General features: G+C 71.7%; 14 protein-coding genes and 1 pseudogene. 11 read left to right on the top strand and 4 right to left on the bottom strand.

Annotation, left to right across the window (positions count from 1 at the left end):
- Positions 1-4 precede the first annotated feature (4 nt).
- On the bottom strand, positions 5-1,468 hold the full coding sequence (locus V7S47_RS24715) for an MFS transporter (protein WP_336564089.1): 1,464 nt from the start codon (positions 1,466-1,468) through the stop codon (positions 5-7).
- A 76-nt stretch (positions 1,469-1,544) separates the two neighbouring features.
- Positions 1,545-2,441 carry an ABC transporter substrate-binding protein gene (locus V7S47_RS24710; RefSeq protein ID WP_336564088.1) on the bottom strand — a complete coding sequence of 299 codons (897 nt, stop codon included), beginning with the start codon at positions 2,439-2,441 and terminating at the stop codon, positions 1,545-1,547.
- Positions 2,442-2,638: 197 nt separating this feature from the next.
- On the opposite strand from V7S47_RS24710, the gene V7S47_RS24705 reads away from it, so the two are divergent.
- From V7S47_RS24705 to V7S47_RS24665, 9 genes are all read left to right on the top strand, one after another.
- Positions 2,639-4,234, top strand: coding sequence for an ABC transporter substrate-binding protein (locus V7S47_RS24705; protein ID WP_336564087.1), 1,596 nt, complete (start codon positions 2,639-2,641; stop codon positions 4,232-4,234).
- Positions 4,231-5,301, top strand: a complete 1,071-nt coding sequence (locus tag V7S47_RS24700) for an ABC transporter permease (protein WP_336564086.1) — start codon at positions 4,231-4,233, stop codon at positions 5,299-5,301. Before V7S47_RS24705 ends, V7S47_RS24700 begins: the two co-directional genes overlap by 4 nt.
- Entirely contained in the window at positions 5,298-6,197 is a 900-nt protein-coding gene (locus V7S47_RS24695) for an ABC transporter permease (RefSeq protein ID WP_336564085.1), read from the top strand. The genes V7S47_RS24700 and V7S47_RS24695 overlap by 4 nt, the downstream gene beginning before the upstream one ends.
- Entirely contained in the window at positions 6,194-7,813 is a 1,620-nt protein-coding gene (locus tag V7S47_RS24690; protein ID WP_336564083.1) for an ABC transporter ATP-binding protein, read from the top strand. Before V7S47_RS24695 ends, V7S47_RS24690 begins: the two co-directional genes overlap by 4 nt.
- Positions 7,814-7,852: 39 nt before the next feature.
- Positions 7,853-8,308 (top strand): hypothetical protein, encoded by a 456-nt coding sequence (locus V7S47_RS24685; RefSeq protein ID WP_336564082.1) that lies wholly within the window; start codon positions 7,853-7,855, stop codon positions 8,306-8,308.
- Positions 8,305-8,877, top strand: a complete 573-nt coding sequence (locus tag V7S47_RS24680) for a nitroreductase family protein (protein WP_336564081.1) — start codon at positions 8,305-8,307, stop codon at positions 8,875-8,877. The genes V7S47_RS24685 and V7S47_RS24680 overlap by 4 nt, the downstream gene beginning before the upstream one ends.
- A gap of 53 nt (positions 8,878-8,930) precedes the next feature.
- Positions 8,931-9,275, top strand: a complete 345-nt coding sequence (locus V7S47_RS24675) for a transposase (protein WP_336564080.1) — start codon at positions 8,931-8,933, stop codon at positions 9,273-9,275.
- 96 nt (positions 9,276-9,371) lie between these two features.
- Complete coding sequence (locus tag V7S47_RS24670) at positions 9,372-10,466, top strand: LLM class flavin-dependent oxidoreductase (RefSeq protein ID WP_336564079.1); 1,095 nt, start codon at positions 9,372-9,374, stop codon at positions 10,464-10,466.
- Positions 10,467-10,541: 75 nt separating this feature from the next.
- Positions 10,542-11,549 carry an ABC transporter substrate-binding protein gene (locus V7S47_RS24665; RefSeq protein ID WP_336564078.1) on the top strand — a complete coding sequence of 336 codons (1,008 nt, stop codon included), beginning with the start codon at positions 10,542-10,544 and terminating at the stop codon, positions 11,547-11,549.
- Here the strand turns inward: V7S47_RS24665 and V7S47_RS24660 are convergent.
- The gene (locus V7S47_RS24660; protein WP_336564077.1) at positions 11,546-12,586 is read right to left on the bottom strand and encodes a LacI family DNA-binding transcriptional regulator; all 1,041 of its coding nucleotides are present in this window, start codon (positions 12,584-12,586) and stop codon (positions 11,546-11,548) included. The two genes, V7S47_RS24665 and V7S47_RS24660, sit on opposite strands and share 4 nt — an antisense overlap.
- 95 nt (positions 12,587-12,681) lie before the next feature.
- Entirely contained in the window at positions 12,682-17,211 is a 4,530-nt protein-coding gene (locus V7S47_RS24655; protein ID WP_336564076.1) for a family 78 glycoside hydrolase catalytic domain, read from the bottom strand.
- Between the two features lie 335 nt (positions 17,212-17,546).
- On the opposite strand from V7S47_RS24655, the gene V7S47_RS24650 reads away from it, so the two are divergent.
- Together V7S47_RS24650 and V7S47_RS24645 are read left to right on the top strand one after the other, a co-directional pair.
- Positions 17,547-17,765 (top strand): LysR family transcriptional regulator, encoded by a 219-nt coding sequence (locus V7S47_RS24650; RefSeq protein WP_090860219.1) that lies wholly within the window; start codon positions 17,547-17,549, stop codon positions 17,763-17,765.
- A gap of 35 nt (positions 17,766-17,800) precedes the next feature.
- Positions 17,801-18,000: pseudogene (locus V7S47_RS24645) on the top strand (rhamnose ABC transporter substrate-binding protein); the annotation flags it as partial.

Raw genomic sequence — 18,000 nt, 5'->3', positions numbered from 1 at the left:
CAGGTCACCCGCCCCGGCGTCCCCGTCCGCGCAGGCGCCGCCGGTCGCGCAGCACCACCAGCAGGGCGGCGAGCAGGAAGACCAGAGCGACCGCGGTGGCGCCGTACAGCGCCTGGCGGTGGGTGGCCTCGGACGCGGTCGACAGGGTCTGGCCGGACCCGTAGATCGGCGTGTAGTAGGCCACCGAGGCGGTCGCGACGCCGAGGCTGTTGGCGATCCGCTGGCCGAGCTGGCCGATCGCGCCGGCGGCGCTCCCGCGGTCCCGGGGTACGTCGCGCAGCGTCATCGTGTGGTTGGGCGACACGACGAGGCCGGCACCGAGGCCCGACAGCAGCTGGAGCAGCGGGACCAGCAGCACCAGCGTGAGCGTCGAGGCGCCGGCCACGACCAGGCCGACCGTGCCGAGCACCCCGGCGAGGGTGACCAGGATGCCGAGGAGGGTGAGGGAGCGGGCCCAGCGGTCGACGTACCGGCCGCCGAGGTGGGCGCCGAGCACCGAGGTCAGCGACGACGGCAGCATGATCAGGCCGACCTCGAAGGGGGTCAGGCCGCGGGCGGACTGCAGGTAGATCAGCAGGGCCAGGTTGACCCCGGGGCCACTCGCGAACCAGGTGAGCGAGACCAGGACCCCGTTCCGGAAGGACGGGACGGCGAGCAGCTGCGGGTCGACGATGCCGGTCCGCCCGGCGGCCGCCCGGCGCCGGCCGCGGACCACGAGGACGACCAGCAGCGCGGCGGCGGGCAGCAGGGCCAGCCAGCGACCGGCCGGGTCCCCGGGGCGGCCGGTGGTCAGCACCAGGGGCAGCAGCAACAGCACCAGCGACGCGCTCCCCAGGGCCAGGCCACCCCAGTCGACGTCCGGACGGCGGCGCCCGCCGTCCAGCGAGCCCGCCCCGGCCAGCACCCGGTGCACGGCGACCAGGAGCGCGGCGAAGACGGGGAGATTGAGGGCGAAGACCCCGCGCCAGCCGAGCGCCGGCAGCACCATGAGGAGGCCGCCCACGCTGGGCCCGAGCGCGGTCGCCAGGCTGACGCAGACGCCGTACCGCCCGAAGGCGCGACCGCGCTCCTCGGCCCGGTAGAGGTGCTGGACGATCCCGAGCAGCTGCGGCATCAGCAGTCCCGCACTCACGCCCGCGAGCGCCCGGCCCAGCACCAGCACCTCGATCCCGGGGGCGAAGGTGCACACCGCGGCCGCGAGCAGCCCGCCCCAGAGCCCGGCCCGGGTGAGCGTCAGGCGGTGGCCGTGGTCGCCGATCCGGCCGGCCGGGACCAGGGTGACGGCGAAGAGCACGACGTACGACGCCGACACCAGCTGGATGCCGGTCGGGCCGGCGTCGAGGGACCGCTCGATCGACGGGATGGCCAGCGACACCTTGTGGATGTCCAGCAGCAGCATGCCGGCGGCCAGCCCGCACACGGTGACCGCGGCCAGCCGGCTGCGCACGACCGGGAGGACCGCGGTCACGGGCACCCCCCGGACACGCCGGCGGCGCAGGCCGCGAGGACCTGCGCCGCCGGGTGGTGGCTGCCGGGCTCGCCCGTCATGCTCCCTGGAGGAGCTTGGTGGAGTCGACGAGCTGGACGAACTCGTTCTCCGCGCCGATCAGGCCCCAGCTGGCGACCCAGTCGACCGTCCGGTTGAAGTGGTCCTCCGGGTAGGGACCGGCGTGGATGTAGCGCAGCCGCCCGAGCTTGAAGTCCTCGGGAGCCAGCTCGGCGACCGGCGCCGCCTGCTCGACGAAGTACTTCAGGTAGGGCCGGATGTCCTCGTGGATCTTGTCCACCGCGCGGTTGACCGCGCGGGTGATCTTGGTGAACTGGTCGTCGGTCAGGCTCTCGCCGGCGACCTCGGCTCCGAAGTAGTGCCCCTCGGCGAGGACCTTGTAGCCCTGCTTCTCGGCGACCGTGATCCACGGCTCCATGACGGCGACGGCGTCGATGTCGCCGTCGCGCAGCGCCTCGAAGCGCTCCTTGCCCTTGATGCCGACCAGGTTGATGTCGGTGCGCGGCAGGAAGCCCTCGAGCAGCTGGAGGACCAGGTAGTGCGAGCCGTGGTGGAAGTTCACGCCGACCCGGACGCCGGCGAGGTCGCCGGGGACGTTGTACGGCGAGTCGGGCCGCACGATGATCGCCTGGCTGGCGACGGCGGAGCGGCGGGCGACCACCTTGCCGTTGACCTGACTGTCCTGCGAACGGCGCAGCTGGCCCCACTCGCACGCGTTGTAGAGCTGCGACTGGCCGGCCTCGAACAGCTTGAAGCTGCTGAACGAGGACACGATGTCGGGCCGCTCGATGAAGCGCAGGCCCTCCTCGTCGCTCGGGCGCTTGCGGATCAGCTCGACGTCGAGCCCCTCCTCGGCGAAGTAGCCCTCCTCCTCGGCGACGTAGTACGGGAGGTAGAAGACCGTCCCGGCCGCCTCGATCTTGATAGTGCTCATCTCGCTCCTTCACTTGCGACCGAGGCCGCTCCACTAGAAGTTCGATCAGAACCTAGCGTCGGCACCGTAGAAAATTTTAATTTTGTTCATCTAGTGAGATGGTCGACTTAAACGCTCGGCACGCGGCTTAGCGTTCTGGCGCGGAGCGGTGCCAGTGGGCGCACCCTCCGCCCCCGAGAGAGAGCGAGTACGTCGAGATGTTGCGTCATCCCCGCAGGCGGTTCACCGCCGCGATCGCGGTCCTGTCCACCGCTGCCGTCCTGCTCGGTGGCTGCGCGGGAGGCGACGCGGTGTCCAGCTCGTCGGACACTCCGGTGCAGGGCGGCGTGCTGAAGTACCGCACCACCGGCGCCAACCTGAGCTCGACCGACCCGGCCGTGCACACCGGCTACGGACCGGCGGTCCCGGTCCGCGGCATCGTCGACTCCCTCGTCTTCCAGCAGGAGGACGGGACGATCGAGCCGTGGCTCGCGACCGAGTGGACGGTCGACGCGAGCGCCACCCACTACGAGTACACGCTGCGCGATGACGTCACCTTCAGCAACGGCGAGAAGCTCGACTCCGCCGCGGTCAAGCAGAGCTACGACGCCCTGGTCTCCCAGGGCGCCAAGTACGCCGTCGCCAACGAGTGGATCGGCGATCTGCGCGAGATCACCACCCCCGACCCGTCGACGGTCGTCTTCGACTTCGACTCCCCCAACTCCTCGTTCCTCCAGGCCAGCTCGACGACCTCGCTGGGCATCGTGGCGCCGGAGACCGCGGCGCTGTCCTACGAGCAGCGCCAGGAGGGCGACACGATCATCGGCAGCGGCCCGTTCGTGGTCGCCGAGACGCGGGGCGAGGAGGGCTACGTCCTCGACCGCCGCGACGACTACGCCTGGGCGCCGGCGTCGGCCGAGAACCAGGGCGCGGCGTACCTGGACGGCATCGAGGTCTCGACCACGCCGGACAACAGCATCGCGGCCGCCCAGCTGCGCAACGGCGACATCGACCTGATGCACAACACCGAGCCGGCCGACAAGACCGAGTTCTCGACCAACCCCGACCTCACGATCCGTCGTGACCCGCTGCCCGGCGCGGCCCTCGGCTTCGTGGTCAACACCGCGAAGCCCGGCCTCGACGACCCCGAGGTACGGCGGGCGCTGGCCCTCTCGGTCGACCGCGAGGCCGTCCTGGAGCGGGCGTCGGCGATCGACGTCCCGGCGACCAGCGTGTTCGCGGCGAGCAACCCGTTCTGGACCGACCAGTCCGAGCTCATCACCACCGACGTCGACGAGGCCGAGCGGCTGCTCGACGACGCCGGCTGGGTCAAGGGCGACGACGGCGTCCGCGAGAAGGACGGCGAGCGGCTGTCGTTCGACCTGATCTACAGCCCCTCGACCATCTCCCACGAGCCGAACATCGCGGTCGTGCAGTCGCAGTGGAAGGACCTCGGCGTCGAGCTGAGCTTCGGCAGCCTCACCGCCGCCGAGCTCAACCAGCGGCTGGTCAACGGCGACTACTCGTTCTCGTGGGGCAGCGGCACCCGCCCCGACGTCGACGTGCTCCGCGGCAACTACGGCGGTCTGGACCCCGCGCTGGACCGGACCTTCGCGGCGATCCTCGCGGAGCCCGACCAGGCCGCCCGCCAGGTGCTGGCCGACACGGCGGCCCGGACGATCCTCGAGCAGGCCTACTTCATCCCGCTCTACGACTTCATCCAGCCCTTGGCCTACCGCAACACGACCCACCTCCCGACGCTCGAGGCGAGCCACCTGCCGCTGCTGAGCGACGTCTGGGTCGACGAGTCATGACGACCACGACCACCGCACCAGTCGTGGCGCCGGCCGGGGCACCCGCCCCGGCCGGCCGGGGGGACGTGGTGCGCACCGTCGCCCGCGTCGTCGCGGTGCGCCTCGCCCATGCGGCGGCCGTGATCGCGGCGGCGTACTCCGCCTCCTTCTTCCTGCTGTTCGTGCTGCCCGGCGACGCCGTGCTGGCCCGGATCGGCACGACCGACACCGTCGGCAGCAGCGACCTGAGCAACCTCGACCTCGACGCACTGCGCACCGAGGTCGGCCTCAACGACAGCCTGGGCCAGCAGTACTGGTCCGGGCTCACCGGGCTGCTGCACGGCGACCTCGGCCACTCACTCATCAACGACCGGCCGGTCACCGCGCTGCTCGGCGAGGCCCTGCCCAACACGCTCACGCTGACCGCGCTGTCGCTGCTCGTGTCGGTGCCGCTCGGGTTCGCCCTCGCGCTGCTCGCCGTAGTGCCACGCTCGCGGCGGCTGCGGTCGCTGGCGGCCCTGGTGCCGTCGGCGTACGTCAGCCTCCCGGTCTTCTGGATCGGGGTGCTGTTCATCTACCTCTTCGCCATCACCCTGGGCTGGTTCCCCTCCAGCGGCAGCCAGGGCGCGGCGTCGATCGTGCTGCCGACGGCGGTGCTCGCCCTCCTCGGGGCGGCCCAGTTCGCCCAGGTGCTGATCAGCGGCCTGCGCTCCGAGGTCGGGAAGACGTACGCCGCGGTCACCGCCCCGGCCAAGGGGGCGAGCCGCACCTACACGGTGCTGCGGCACTGCGTGCGCAACGCCGCGTTCCCGTTCCTGGCCGTCTTCGGCCTCCGGGTCGGCCAGCTGCTGGCCGGGACGGCCGTCGTGGAGGTGGTCTTTTCGCGCAACGGCATCGGCCGGCTGATGGTCGAGTCGGTCCGGGCCGTCGACCTGACCGTGGTGCTCGGGCTGGTGGTCGTGCTGGCCCTCGTCTACGTCGTCATCAACATGGTCGTCGACGTCGGGTACGCCGTCCTCGACCCGCGGGTACGACGCCGCGCCCCGGCGCGGGCCGCCCAGGACCGGACCCAGGAGGTCCCCGCATGACCGACACCATCCAAGGCACGCTGACCCCCTCGGTCGCCTCGGCACCCGAGCTGCCGGTCCCCGAGACCGACCGGCCCGGGGCCACCGGCCCGGGCCGCCGACGCCGCCGGCTGCGGGAGCTGCACGTCCACCTCGTCCTGCTCGGCGTCCTCGTCCTGGTCGCCCTGTTCCCGGGCGTCACCGCGACCCACGACCCGCTCGCGCTGGACGGCCTGCCGTTCCAGCCGCCGAGCGGCTCGTTCTGGTTCGGCACCGACGAGATCGGCCGCGACCTGTGGTCGCGCGTCGTGCACGGCCTGCGCATCTCGTTCTTCTCCGCCGCGCTCGCCGTCCTGGTCGCGCTGGTCCTCGGCTCGGTCGTCGGCATCGCCTCGGGCGTCCGCCCCGGTGGTGTCCTCGACCGGCTGCTGAGCATCCTGACCGAGGCCGTGATGGCCGTCCCCGCGGTGCTGCTCGCGCTCGCCGCGATCACGGCGTACGGCCGCGGCGCCTACATCGCCGCCGTCGCCATCGGCATCGCGGAGGCCACCGGCTTCGCCCGCCTGGTGCGTGGCCTGGTCATCCAGGCCCAGACCCTCGGGTACGTCGAGGCCGCCCGCACCTGCGGGACCCGGCCCTGGCGGGTCCTCACCCGGCACGTCGTCCCGGCCGTCTACCCGCCGGTGCTGTCCTACACGGCCATGCACTTCGGCCTGGCGATGCTGGCCATCGGCTCGCTCAGCTACCTCGGCTTCGGCGAGGCCCCGCCGTCGCCCGAGTGGGGCGTGCTGATCTCCGGGGGTCAGAAGTACCTCGTGCACGCCTGGTGGGTCGCGATCATCCCGGGCCTCGCCCTGACCGCCGTCGTCGTCCTGCTCAACCGCATCGCCTACCTGCTGCAGGAGAACCGCCCGTGAGCACGCCTCTCGTCACGATCACCGACCTGTCCGTCGCCTACCGCCGCGGGGACTCCCGCGAGACCGCGCTCGAGGGGGTCTCGCTGGAGATCGCCCGCGGCCGGGTCACGGCCGTCATCGGCGAGTCCGGCTCCGGCAAGAGCACGCTGGCGCACGCCGTCGTCCGGCTGCTGCCCGGCAACGGCGACATCACGGGCGGCGAGGTCCGCTTCGAGGACGAGGACCTGCTGGCCCGCACCGACCGCGAGTTCCGACCACTGCGCGGCGCCCAGATCGGATTCGTCCCGCAGGACCCGATCGGGTCGCTGAACCCGACGAAGACCGTCGGCGCCCAGGTCCGGGAGGCCTTCAGGCTCGCCGGCTCCCCGCTGGGCGCCGACGAGGTGCAGGAGCGGATCGTCGCCGACCTCGCCGACCTGGGCTTCGCCGATCCGGAGACCCTGCTCCGCCGCTACCCGCACGAGCTGTCGGGCGGGATGCGGCAGCGCATCCTGGTGGCGATCGCGTTCAGCCAGCGCCCGCAGCTGGTGATCGCCGACGAACCGACCAGCGCGCTCGACGTCCTGGTCGGCCAGGACGTGCTGCGCCGGCTGCACGACGTCCGGACCAAGCACGGGACCACCGTCGTGCTGATCACCCACGACCTGGCCCTGGCCAGCCGGAACGCGGACGACGTCGTGGTCCTCCAGGGCGGCCGGGTCGTGGAGGCCGGACCGGTCGACGACGTGTTCGCCCGGCCGCAGCACGCCTACACGCAGGCGCTGCTGGCCAGCTCCGCCCGGATCGCCGAGGGCCGGGTGCTCAGCATCGGCGAGGCCTACCGACGCCAGGACCGACCCACCTCGACCGTCCTGGACCCGGGGGCGGCGACGGCGATCGAGCTGCGCGGCGTCTCCAAGGAGTTCGGGCGCGGCACGTCGCGCGTGCAGGCCGTCGACGACGTGTCGCTGGAGGTCGCGGCCGGCTCCACCTTCGCCCTGGTGGGCGAGTCCGGATCCGGCAAGACCACGACCAGCCGCCTCATCCTCGGTCTGGAGCAGGCCGACCGGGGCGCGGTCCGGGTGCTCGGCGAGGACGTCGGCTCGCTGGGCCGGGCGGGCGTCCGGGCGCTGCGCCGCCGGATGCAGGTCGTCTATCAGAGCCCTTTCGACTCCCTGAACCCGCGCCTCGACCTCGGGGCACTGGTGGCGGAGCCGCTGGAGGCCTACCGGATCGGCTCCCGCGCCGAGCGCCGCACCCGCGTCCGGCAGCTGCTCGACCGCGTGCGGATCCCTTCGTCGTACGTCGGCCGCCGCCCGCAGGAGCTCTCCGGTGGCCAGCGGCAGCGGGTGGCGATCGCCCGGGCGCTCGCCCTCTCCCCTGAGCTGGTGGTGCTGGACGAGCCGGTCTCCGCGCTGGACGCGACCATCCAGGCCCAGATCCTCGAGCTGCTGCAGGAGCTCCAGCGCGACCTCGGGCTGACCTACTTCCTGGTCACCCACGATCTCGCCGTGGTCGCCGACGTCGCGAGCCGGGTCGCGGTGATGCGCCGCGGCCGGCTGGTCGAGCTCGGCCGCACCGACGAGGTCGTGCTCGCCCCGCAGCACGACTACACCCAGGCCCTGCTCGCCGTCTGATCCCGTCCGACCCCACGTCCGCCCCAGGAGGAACCGCACGTGTCCGGCTACGACTACGCCAGCGCCATCACCGGCTGCACCACCGAGGTGCGCGGCCGCTTCGCCCTGCGCGGCACCTCCTTCGAGCTGCTCGCCGACGGCTCGGTCGCCTCGGGCGGACCGGGCCGCGCCCCGGGGCCGCTGGACCTGCTGATCTCGGCCCTGGTCGCCAACATGCTCAACGTGCTGCACGACGGGGACCTCGCGTCCGACCCGGACGACGAGGAGGCCGAGCCCCGGCGCGACGTCCAGGTCCGGGCCCGGGTCTCGCGCTACCCCGCCGGGCGGCTGAAGGTCGGCCGCCTGGTCGTCGAGGTGCTGGTCGGCGGGCTCGACCCGGCCGGCACCGACGAGCTGCTCGAGGAGTACCGCCGCGGGTGCCGGGTGCTGCCCGCGCTCGAGACGATCCTCGACGTGGAGCTGCGCGGCAGCTCGCCCGCGGACGCGGCGGCATGAGCCGGCGCGCCCCCACCGACGAGCCGCTGCACGACCTCCTCGCCGAGCGGTGGAGCCCCCGCTCGTTCGTGCGCGACCACGAGCTCGACGAGGACGACGTCACCACGCTGCTCGAGGCGGCCCGCTGGGCCCCGTCCGCCCAGAACCGCCAGCCGCGCCGCTTCGTCGCCGCCCGGCGCGGCACCGACCTGCACGCCCTGGTGACCTCCGCGGTCTACGAGCGGAACCGCTGGTGGGCCGAGCGGGCCTCGCTGCTCGTCCTCGGCATCGTCGAGCGGGTCGGCGCCGACGGTCGGGCGCAGCGCTTCGCCGAGTACGACCTCGGCCAGGCCGTCGCCCACCTGACGGTGCAGGCGCACCACCTGGGGCTGCACGTGCGCCAGATCGGCGGCTTCGACGCCACGGTCGCGGCCGAGCGGCTGGACGTCGCGGCGCCGTACGAGCCCTGGGTCCTGGTGGCCGTCGGGCGAGCGACCGAGACCGCGGACCTGGAGCCCGAGCACCTCGAGCGCGACACCGCGCCCCGGGTCCGGCTGCCACTGACCGAGCTGGTGCGTCGCCGCGCCTGAGCGGGTCTCCTCCTCGCTAGGCTGTGCCGACGATCCAGGACTGAAGGACACCCGTGGCTTTCGAGAAGAAGTACAGCGACGAGGTGCGCGACGCCGCCGTACGACGGGTCGCCGACCGCCGCCAGAACGAGCCGGGCAACCGCTCCATCCTCCGCGAGGTCGCGGAGGAGTTCGAGGTCGGCGAGCAGTCGCTGCGGATCTGGGTCAAGCGGCTCGACGACGGCATGTTCGCGACCGGCGAGGCCGCCCGCCTGCGACAGGCCCCGAAGGAGCAGCTGCTGTCCCGGATCGCCGAGCTCGAGGCCGAGGTCGAGGATCTGCGCGAGGAGAACGCCGTGCTGCGGAGGGCGTCGATGATCTTCGCCGCCGAGGCCGCCGAGGCCACCCGCACGCGCTAGAAGTTCACCTTGCGACACGCTAGTTCTTCTACATCAATTGTGGGCTATCTTGATAGAGATAATGCACACCGGGTGCGCGCCGTCGAAAGGACCCCGATGCACGTCTCGCTCCACCTGAGCCCGCAGAGCCGACAGGCGTCCGACGACGCCGACGTGATGGCCGGCGTGGTCGAGAAGGCGCTGCTCGCCGAGCAGCACGGCGTCGCCTCGATCGGCCTGACCGAGCACCACCTGGCCGGTTACAACACCTACGTCGACCCGTTCCTGATGGGCGCCCACCTCGCCGGGCGGCTCAGCACCGCCCACATCTCCGTGACGGTGGCGCAGGTGGCGCTCGAGCACCCGCTGCGGCTGGTCGAGAAGTGCAACATCCTCGACCAGCTCACCCGGGGCCGGTTCCTGGTCGCGCTGGCGGCGGGCTCCGCCTCCCCGACCGAGCTCGAGGCGTTCGGCGCCGAGGGCATCGACCGGGCCCGGGTGACCGAGGAGCGGATCCAGGCCGCCCTGCGCATCTGGGCGCACGAGGAGGGCGACCCGCCGCTCGACATCGGCACCAGCGTCGACCGCGGGGTGATCAGCGCCCGGGTCAGCCCCGCGTCGTACCGGCTCCCCCGGCCGCTGGTCGCCCGGGCCACCCGCACCCCGGCCACCATCCAGCGGCTCGGTCGCGAGGGCGTGCCGGTGATCATGGGCCAGTGGCTGGCCAAGGACGGCGACAACCGGGCCGACCTGCCGCTCTACACCGAGGCGCTGCTCGCCGGCGGCCACGACGCCGCCACCGTCGAGGAGTGCCTGACCTGGCTCGGCTTCGGCCTCACCGTCGTGGTCGCCCCGACCCAGCGCGCCGCCGAGCAGCGCTGGGCGGAGTACCTCGAGGTCGGCGGCGAGGGTCCGCAGCCCGGCCGCCTCGGCACGCCCGCCGCCTGGGAGAAGGAGTGGACCCACCGCGAGGTCGCCCGGGCCTCCGGCTCCCTCGTGGGCTCGCCGCAGCGGGTGGTCGAGACGATCCAGGAGATCGCCGCCAACGGTGCCCGCCACGTCCGGATCATCCCGGCCATCCCCGCCGGGCGGGCGGAGGACCGGGACGAGATCTACCGGCTGATCTTCGAGGAGGTCCTCCCCCACGTCGACGCCCGGCCACTCCCCGACCCGGTGGCACTGCGCAGTCCCGCAACGCTGACCCGTCACTGAATGACCTCGCGCTGCGGCGCGTCGGTCACCGAGTGACGGGTCGATGGACGGTCGGGCAGGGGTGACAATCACCCGGTGAGGGTCAGGTCGGTCATCCCCGGCGCGCTCGGGCTGCTCGTGTCGCTGCTGCTCGCGGCCGGGTGCACCGCCGGGCAGAACCCGGACGTGCCGCTCGGCGCGACGAGGGAGGACCCGCCCGGGGAGGCGGTCACCGTCCGCCACTCGCGCGGGACGACGACCGTGCTCCGACCGCCACGGCGCGTGGTGACCCTCGGGTCCACCGACACCCAGGTCGCCGCGGCCCTGGACGTGCCGATCGTGGCGGCGGTCCGCGATCCGACCAGCCGCGACGGCAACTGGCCGGGCGTCATGCCGGTGCTGTCGGGCGACGTCGCCGTCCTCGACGACGACCTCCCCGACCTCGAGCGCATCGCCCTCGCCCGCCCCGACCTGATCCTGGCCGTCTCGGCCACCGGTCCCTACCTCGACGCCTACGACCAGCTGTCCCGGATCGCCCCGGTCCTCGCCCCGGCCGAGCCGACCGGGGACACCACCGACAGCGGCGAGGAGGTCACCCGGACCCTCGGCCGGGCCCTCTTCCGGTACGACGAGGCGCTCGATCTGATCGCGGACTCCGACGCCGACCTGGACCGGTTCGCCGATGACCATCCGGAGCTCGCCGGAGCGACGTACGCCCTCGGCCTCTACGGCGGCGGGCAGGCCTACCTCGACGCGACCCCGGGCTCGCAGTCCCACCAGCTGCTCGGGCGCCTGGGACTCGACCTCGCCCCGCAGGTGGCGGACCTCACGAGCGTGGGCCGCTGGAACCGGAGCGCCGACGGCCTCGTGATCGTCGGCCCGGAGCACCTCGACGTGCTGGACGGGATCGACGTCGTCCTCGTCGGGACGACGGGGGCGACCACGGCCAGGGAGCTCCGCGAGCAGCCCGTCGTCGCGCGAACCGACCTGTGGTCCAGCGGTCGCCTCCACCTGATCGGGCCGGGCCTCACGACCTCGCTGCTCCGCCCGAACCCCGCGGTCACCGGCTTCGTCCTGCGGTCCCTCGGCCGGCTGGGCCTCTAGCGACCCGAGGCGGGAACGCTGCTGCCGCGCACGATCAGCTGCGGATCGATGCGGACGTGCTGGTGCAGGTGCGTCGCCGGGTGGCGGATCTCGTCGATCAGCAACCGGGCGGCCGTCTGGCCGATCGCGTGGCCGGGCTGCGCGATGGTCGTGAGCGGGATCTCGCTCTCCCACGACGCCTGGTTGTTGTCGTAGCCGACGACGCTGAGGTCGTCGGGGATCCGCAGCGTCGGGTCGCCCGCCAGCGACTGCACGATGCCCAGGGCGAGGAGGTCGGCCGCGGCCACCACCCCGTCCGGCCGGTCGGCGGGTGACAGCTCCGCCAGGCCACGACCGATCTCCCGCCCGTGGTGGGGCCGGAGCCCGTCGGCCACGACGGTCGACATCCGGACCGCCCCGTTGGTCTCGGCGACCGCACGCTCGGCTCCGCGCAGGCGGTTGGCCACGGGCGCGAGACCGAACAGCCCACCCGCGAACACGAGGTTGCGGCGGCCGACCTCGATCAGATGCCGGGCGGCCAGGTAGCCCCCGAGCTCGTCGTCCGGTACGACGCTGCAGCGGTCCGGCTCCGCCTCGGTGTTGAGGATGACCAGCTCGCCGCGCCAGCCCGCGGACCGCCACGCCTGCTCGTCCCGGCGGGCCAGCGGGGTCAGCAGGATCCCGGCGACCCGCTCCTCGTCGAAGAGGTGCAGGTAGGTCAGCTCCTTGGCGGCCTGCAGGTCGGAGTTGGCCAGCACCACGTTCATCCCCGCCAGCTGAGCCTCCTCCTCCGCGCCGCGGGCCATGTCCACGAAGTAGGAGTTGGTCAGGTCCAGCACGACGAACCCGATGAGGGCACTGCTGCCGCCCGCCAGCGCGCGAGCCCGCCGGTCCGGGACGAAGCCCAGCTCCTCGATCGCGCGGTTGACCCGGTCGAGAGTGCGGGACGCCACCCGCTCCGGGTGGTTGAGGACGTGCGAGACGGTTCCGACCGAGACCCCGGCGCGCTTCGCCACGTCGTCCATCCGCGGCGGGCGCCGGTCGGACTCCTCACCCACGGAGGGCCGAGTGCTGGGTCACGCGGAAACTCTAGATGACGCGAGAGGGCCCAGCCGCCCGAGCGACTGGACCCTCCCTGGTTGCTGCTGCTGGGTCAGCGACGCGCGACCCGGAGCGTCACCGCCTTCGAGCTGCCCGCGACGTTCGCCGTACCGGCGTAGACGACGCGGACGGTGCGCTTGCCGGCGGCCTGCTTCGGCAGCCGGACCGTCACCTTGCCGTTGGCGTTGAGCGTGCCTCGGGCGATGACCTTGCCCCGGAGGACGACCCGGACGGCACCCGTCGCCTTGATCCCGGTCGCGGAGACCGTGACCTTGACCTTCGGCCGGGTCCCGGCCTTCGGCTTCTTCGGAGCCAGCGAGACCGAGAGCCTCGTGCTCGCCTTGCGGATCGAGACCGTCACCGAGCCGGTGGACGCCGCGTTCTTGGCGTCACCGCTGTAGGCCAGGGCGAGGGTACGACGGCCCGCCGGGAGCGCGGTGGCCCCCAGGACGACCCGGGCGACCCCGTTCGCCACCTTGGCGGTGCCGAGGGTCCGCGTGCCGGCCTTGACCGACACGGTGCCGGTCGGCGCCGAGCCCGTGACCGTGGCGACCACGGTGGTGGCCCTGCCGTAGGTGCCGGACACCGCCGGCGCCTTGACGGTCGAGTCGCCCGCGGGCTCGTCGACGGCGTACCCGCTGTCGAGCGTCGCGGTCACCGTGCTGCCGTCGACGTCGAACTCGTAGCCACCGGCGCCGAGCTCGAACTCGGCGACGTCGAGCCCGTTGCGCTCGGTCATGCCCACGAAGGACACGCCCGGGATCGCCTTGAAGCCGCTCACCGCGGTGTCCGTCGGCAGGTAGAGCGTCGCCGTCGTGTTGGCCGGGACCGTGGTGCTGTACGACGTCAGCTCACCGTCGGTGGCCGTCCAGGCGGACTCGATCTCGCCGTACGTCGAGGCCATGCTGCCCTCGACCGAGGTGAACTCGCCGCCGGGCACGGGCTGCAGGATGAAGTCCCGGTAGCCCTTCTCACCGGCCGAGGTGATGCCGAGCTGGTACTCGTACATCCAGGCCTGCGAGGCACCCAGGGCGAAGTGGTTCTGCGAGTTCATCTGGCTGTTGCCGCCCTGGGCGAAGCCGCGCTCGTAGGAGTTCCACAGCTCCCACATCGAGGTCGCACCCAGGGTGACCGGGTACAGCCAGCTGGCGAAGTCGTCGTTGCTGAACAGCTTGTACGCCGTGTCGATCTGGCCGTTCTTCGTCAGCGCCGGGAGGATGTTCGGCGTGGCGTTGAAGCCGGTCGTGATCGTGTACGGCTTGTTGCTGGCCTGGCCGCCCGAGAACAGGCCGGTGCCAGCGAGGGGGCCCGCACCGTTGTTGCTCTGGGCCGGGTCGGCGATCAGCTCGGCGAGGCGCTTGGTGGCGAACTCCTTGTAGGTCAGGCCCTGGTTGGGCCCGGCCTGGACCGTCATCTCGTCGCTGAACAGGTCGAGCGCGAGCGGGGTGGCGTAGGAGGCCTGCGAGTCCTGCAGGGTCCGGCCGGTCACCAGGGTGGCCCCGGGCGTCGCGTTCAGCGTGAAGCCGGTCTGCGGGTCGACGTAGAGCCGGTTGAAGCTGTCGACGCCCTGCGTGTAGCGACCGCGCAGGACCTCGGCGTACGCCGTCTCGCCGATGATGTCGGCCATCTGCGAGGAGATGTCCAGGTAGTACAGGTACATCGCCTGGCCGACCATGTGCGCCTGGGTGTTGGCGTCCATGCTGATGTGGTCGGCGTTGCCCGACGTCCGGCTCGTGAGGCCCGGGTAGTCGGGACTCAGCACGCCGCCGTTGGCGAGGTAGGAGTCCAGCCACTTGCGGATCGTCGGGAAGTTCTCCCGGATGATCTGCGTGTCGCCGTACTGGGTGTAGAGCTGCCACGGCGCCTGCGCGACCGCACCCTCCCAGGTCGGGGACTGCGGGTAGTTCGTGCCCCGGTCACCGGTGAGGCTGATGATCGGGACGGTGTCGCCGATGCCGCCGTTGACGCCCTGGGCGTCGCGCAGCGCGATCAGCCACTGGCGCAGGAACGCCTGGGTGTCGGTCGAGTTGTACGTCGCGGAGCGGGCGTAGGCCTGCAGGTCGCCGGTCCAGCCCATCCGCTCGTTGCGCTGCGGGCAGTCGGTCGGCAGCGAGAAGAAGTTGCCGACCTGGCTGCGCTGGGCGTTCTTGAAGAACTGGTTGGCCAGCTTGCCCGTGTAGTTGTCGTCGCTGGTGGTCGCCGTGTAGGTGCCCTCCGGCAGGTCGATCGACGACAGGACGATGCCGTCGACGTTCTCCAGCGGCAGCGGGGTGGTGCGCCGCGGGACGGTGATCTCGATGTACTGGTAACCACGGAACGTGAAGTTCGGCGTGATGACCACGTCGCGCGTCGCGTCCGCGGCCGAGGCCACGTAGACGTCGTGCGGCGTCGCCGCCCGGTAGGTGTCGGTCAGGATCCGACCGGCGACACCGGGACGGTAGCTGCCGCTCGGCCCGTAGAGGTCGGCGTACGGCTTCGGGGTCGGGGTGCGGGGGTCCGCACCCGGGTACGTCGTGTTGGGCGAGTCGCTGTTGCCCGGGTAGATCGTCTCCGCGAAGCGGAACAGGACCTCGTCACCGGCCTGCAGGGTGCCCGCGGGGATGGTCACGGTCGGGACGCCGACCATGTTGACGCCCATGTCGTAGGTCCAGGTGGTGTCGTCCGCGCTGTGCGTCTCCAGCACCCGCTTGGCCGTCAGCCGCTCGACCTCGTGGACCGGCTGGTCCTGGCGCGCGATGATCTCGGGGTTCAGGCCGGCCTTGAGCGGGATGACCTCCGCCGGCGACCACTTGCTGAGCAGCGCGTTCTTGTAGGCGGCCGTCGACCAGCCCGCGACGCTCGGCTCCTTGCTGGCGTCGTACCGCACGCCCTGGAAGTTGTCGGCGTAGCGGTTCGGACCGTCGTTGAAGGTCTTCCAGGTCGACGGGTCGGTGAGGATCGTCTCGCTGGTGCCGTCGGCGTAGGTCACGACCATCTTCGCCAGCAGCGCCTCGCTGTCGCCGAACATGTTGTAGTTGCCGGGCGTGAAGGTCATGTTGCCGGTCCAGAAGCCGGGGCCCAGCAGGGCGCCGACGGCGTTGGTGCCGGTGGACAGCATGTCCGTCACGTCGTAGGTGTTGTAGTTCAGCGTCTTGGCGAAGGTCGCCATGCCCGGGTTCATGTAGTCGTCGCTGACCCGGTCGCCGTTGATGAACATCTCGTAGGCACCCTGGGCGGTGACGTAGAGCTTCGCCTGGGCGATCTCCTTGGTCGGGCTGACCCGGAACTCCGTGCGCAGGTGGGTCTGGGCGCCGTACGTCGGGTCGGCGTACTTCGGGCCCAGCTGGGCGGCGGCGGTCGGACGCACGCGGATGGTGTTGCCGGTCGTCGTGATGCCGGAGTTCGGCAGCGAGCTGAAGATGCTGTAGTTCGCGCCGGTGGTCGAGTCGAACAGGGTGCGCTTCGCGCTCTGGCCGATGTCGACGAGCTTGTAGTCGGTGAGCGAGACGTCGTCGCCGACGTTCTTCACCGAGAAGCCGATCTTCCCGAGGTGCGGGAAGGTGTTGTAGTTGTTGCCGGTCACGAAGGTGTGCACGCCGGCGTCGTTGATCGTCGAGTTCGGCGACACGTTGAGGTTGTTGGCCGCGGCCGGGCGGCCGGCGCCGACGGTCATCGTGGCGGCGGTGAAGCCGGTGAGGTTCACGTTGTCGACCGTGAAGGTCATCGCGCTGGCGTTGGCCTGGATGCGCAGGGTGTGCTCGGCGTTCTTGTTCGCCGGGGTGAAGAGCGTCTTGACCGCGGCGGCGGTGCTGTCGACCAGGCGGACCGACTTGTACGGCAGCGTGTTCGGGTCGCCGTTGTCGTCGTCGGTGCGGTGGTAGCCCTTGCGGTAGAGGTTCAGCACGCCGCCGGTGTTGGTCGCCGGGTCGGCGGTGACGCCGGACAGGTCGAGCTCGGCGCGGATGAAGTTCTCGCCGCCGGGCGCGCCGAAGACGTTGCGGAACTCGCTCGACAGGCGCGGGTCGTCGCCACCGAGGATGAACGACACGTTGTCACCGCTGGTGATGGTGAACTTGGTGTTGATGTCGAACATGTACGTCGACTCGGCGTCCAGCTTGGTCTTGGTGCTGCCGATCCACTGGGCGCCGTCCCAGGCGCCGATCTTGCCGCTCATCAGGCCGGTGGAGAACGAGGAGACGTCCGAGACCGTCTCGACTCCGCGGTCGTCGACGATGGTGACCCGCCACCAGTAGTCCGTCTCCGGCTTCAGCTTCTCCGCCGCGCCCGAGGCGCCGTAGGTGATGTCGGTCGACTCGTCCGAGACGACCGTGCCGCTGTCCCAGGCGATCTTGCTGAAGGCCCGGTCCTTCGCCACCTCGATGCGGTAGCTCACCTGCTTCGCGCCGACCACGTTGGAGTCCATGCCCCAGCAGAAGACCGGGGCGGAGTCGTCGATGCCCTGCGGTGCGAAGAGGTGGTTGACCTCCAGCCCGGAGACCGCGACCTGCGCCAGCGGTGCCTGGACCACCGTCGCCGAGGCCGGCGCCAGCACGGCCTGGGGAATGACCGCGCCCGCCGGTCCCAGCGTGACGGCCAGACCCAACGCGACCAGCGCGCCTGATGCTCTCGTCCTTCTCACAATTGCCCTTTCGCTACGTACGCCGTGCCGGCGCACATGTCCTGCGACACCTCGGGCCCGAGTCCGCTCGGCCCGACGTCCCGACGCGCGATGCCCGTCGGAATCGCGTGACGGTCGTCACGCGGTGCGGTGAACCGTTTCATAGCGCGACCGACGTTGCCTAGCGGTTCACAGCAAGTTGCGAGGATCCCCTCACGATGACTTGAAGCCTTTCAATTATCTGTGGCGCCTGCCACACTCCTTCCCGACCTTGAATCGTTCCAGGACTGACGACAACCAGATCCGAGGAAGGGAGAGCAGTGGCACGACGCGACCGGACGCCGTCGCCGGTGGTCGACGAGCTGGTGCTCCAGATCCTGCGCACCCTGGCCGACGGCGGCACCACGGCCGAGGCCGCCGCGGCGGCCAACGTCTCGGAGGCCACCGTCTGGCGGCGCCTCCAGGCGGTCCGCCAGGAGTGGGGCGTCGACCACAACATCCAGGTCATCGTCCGCGCCGTACGGCGTGGGCTCATCTAGCTCGGGCACACCTCCACAGAAGGATCACGACAGACGTGAAGATGCAGAACCGACTGGGCGGCCTCGCGGCGCTCACCCTGGTCGCCGGCCTGGCGCTGACCGCGTGCGGTGGCGACGACTCCTCGGGCGACAGCAGCGACACCGGCGGTGACAACACGTCGGTGACGTTCATCCCGAAGAACCTGGGCAACGCCTACTTCGACACCTCGAACGCGGGTGGCAAGAAGGCGGTCGA

The organism is Nocardioides sp. CCNWLW216 (assembly GCF_037120545.1).
In the GTDB taxonomy this organism is placed as follows: Bacteria; Actinomycetota; Actinomycetes; order Propionibacteriales; family Nocardioidaceae; genus Nocardioides; species Nocardioides lianchengensis.
This window is presented reverse-complemented; position numbering and strand designations above follow the sequence as displayed.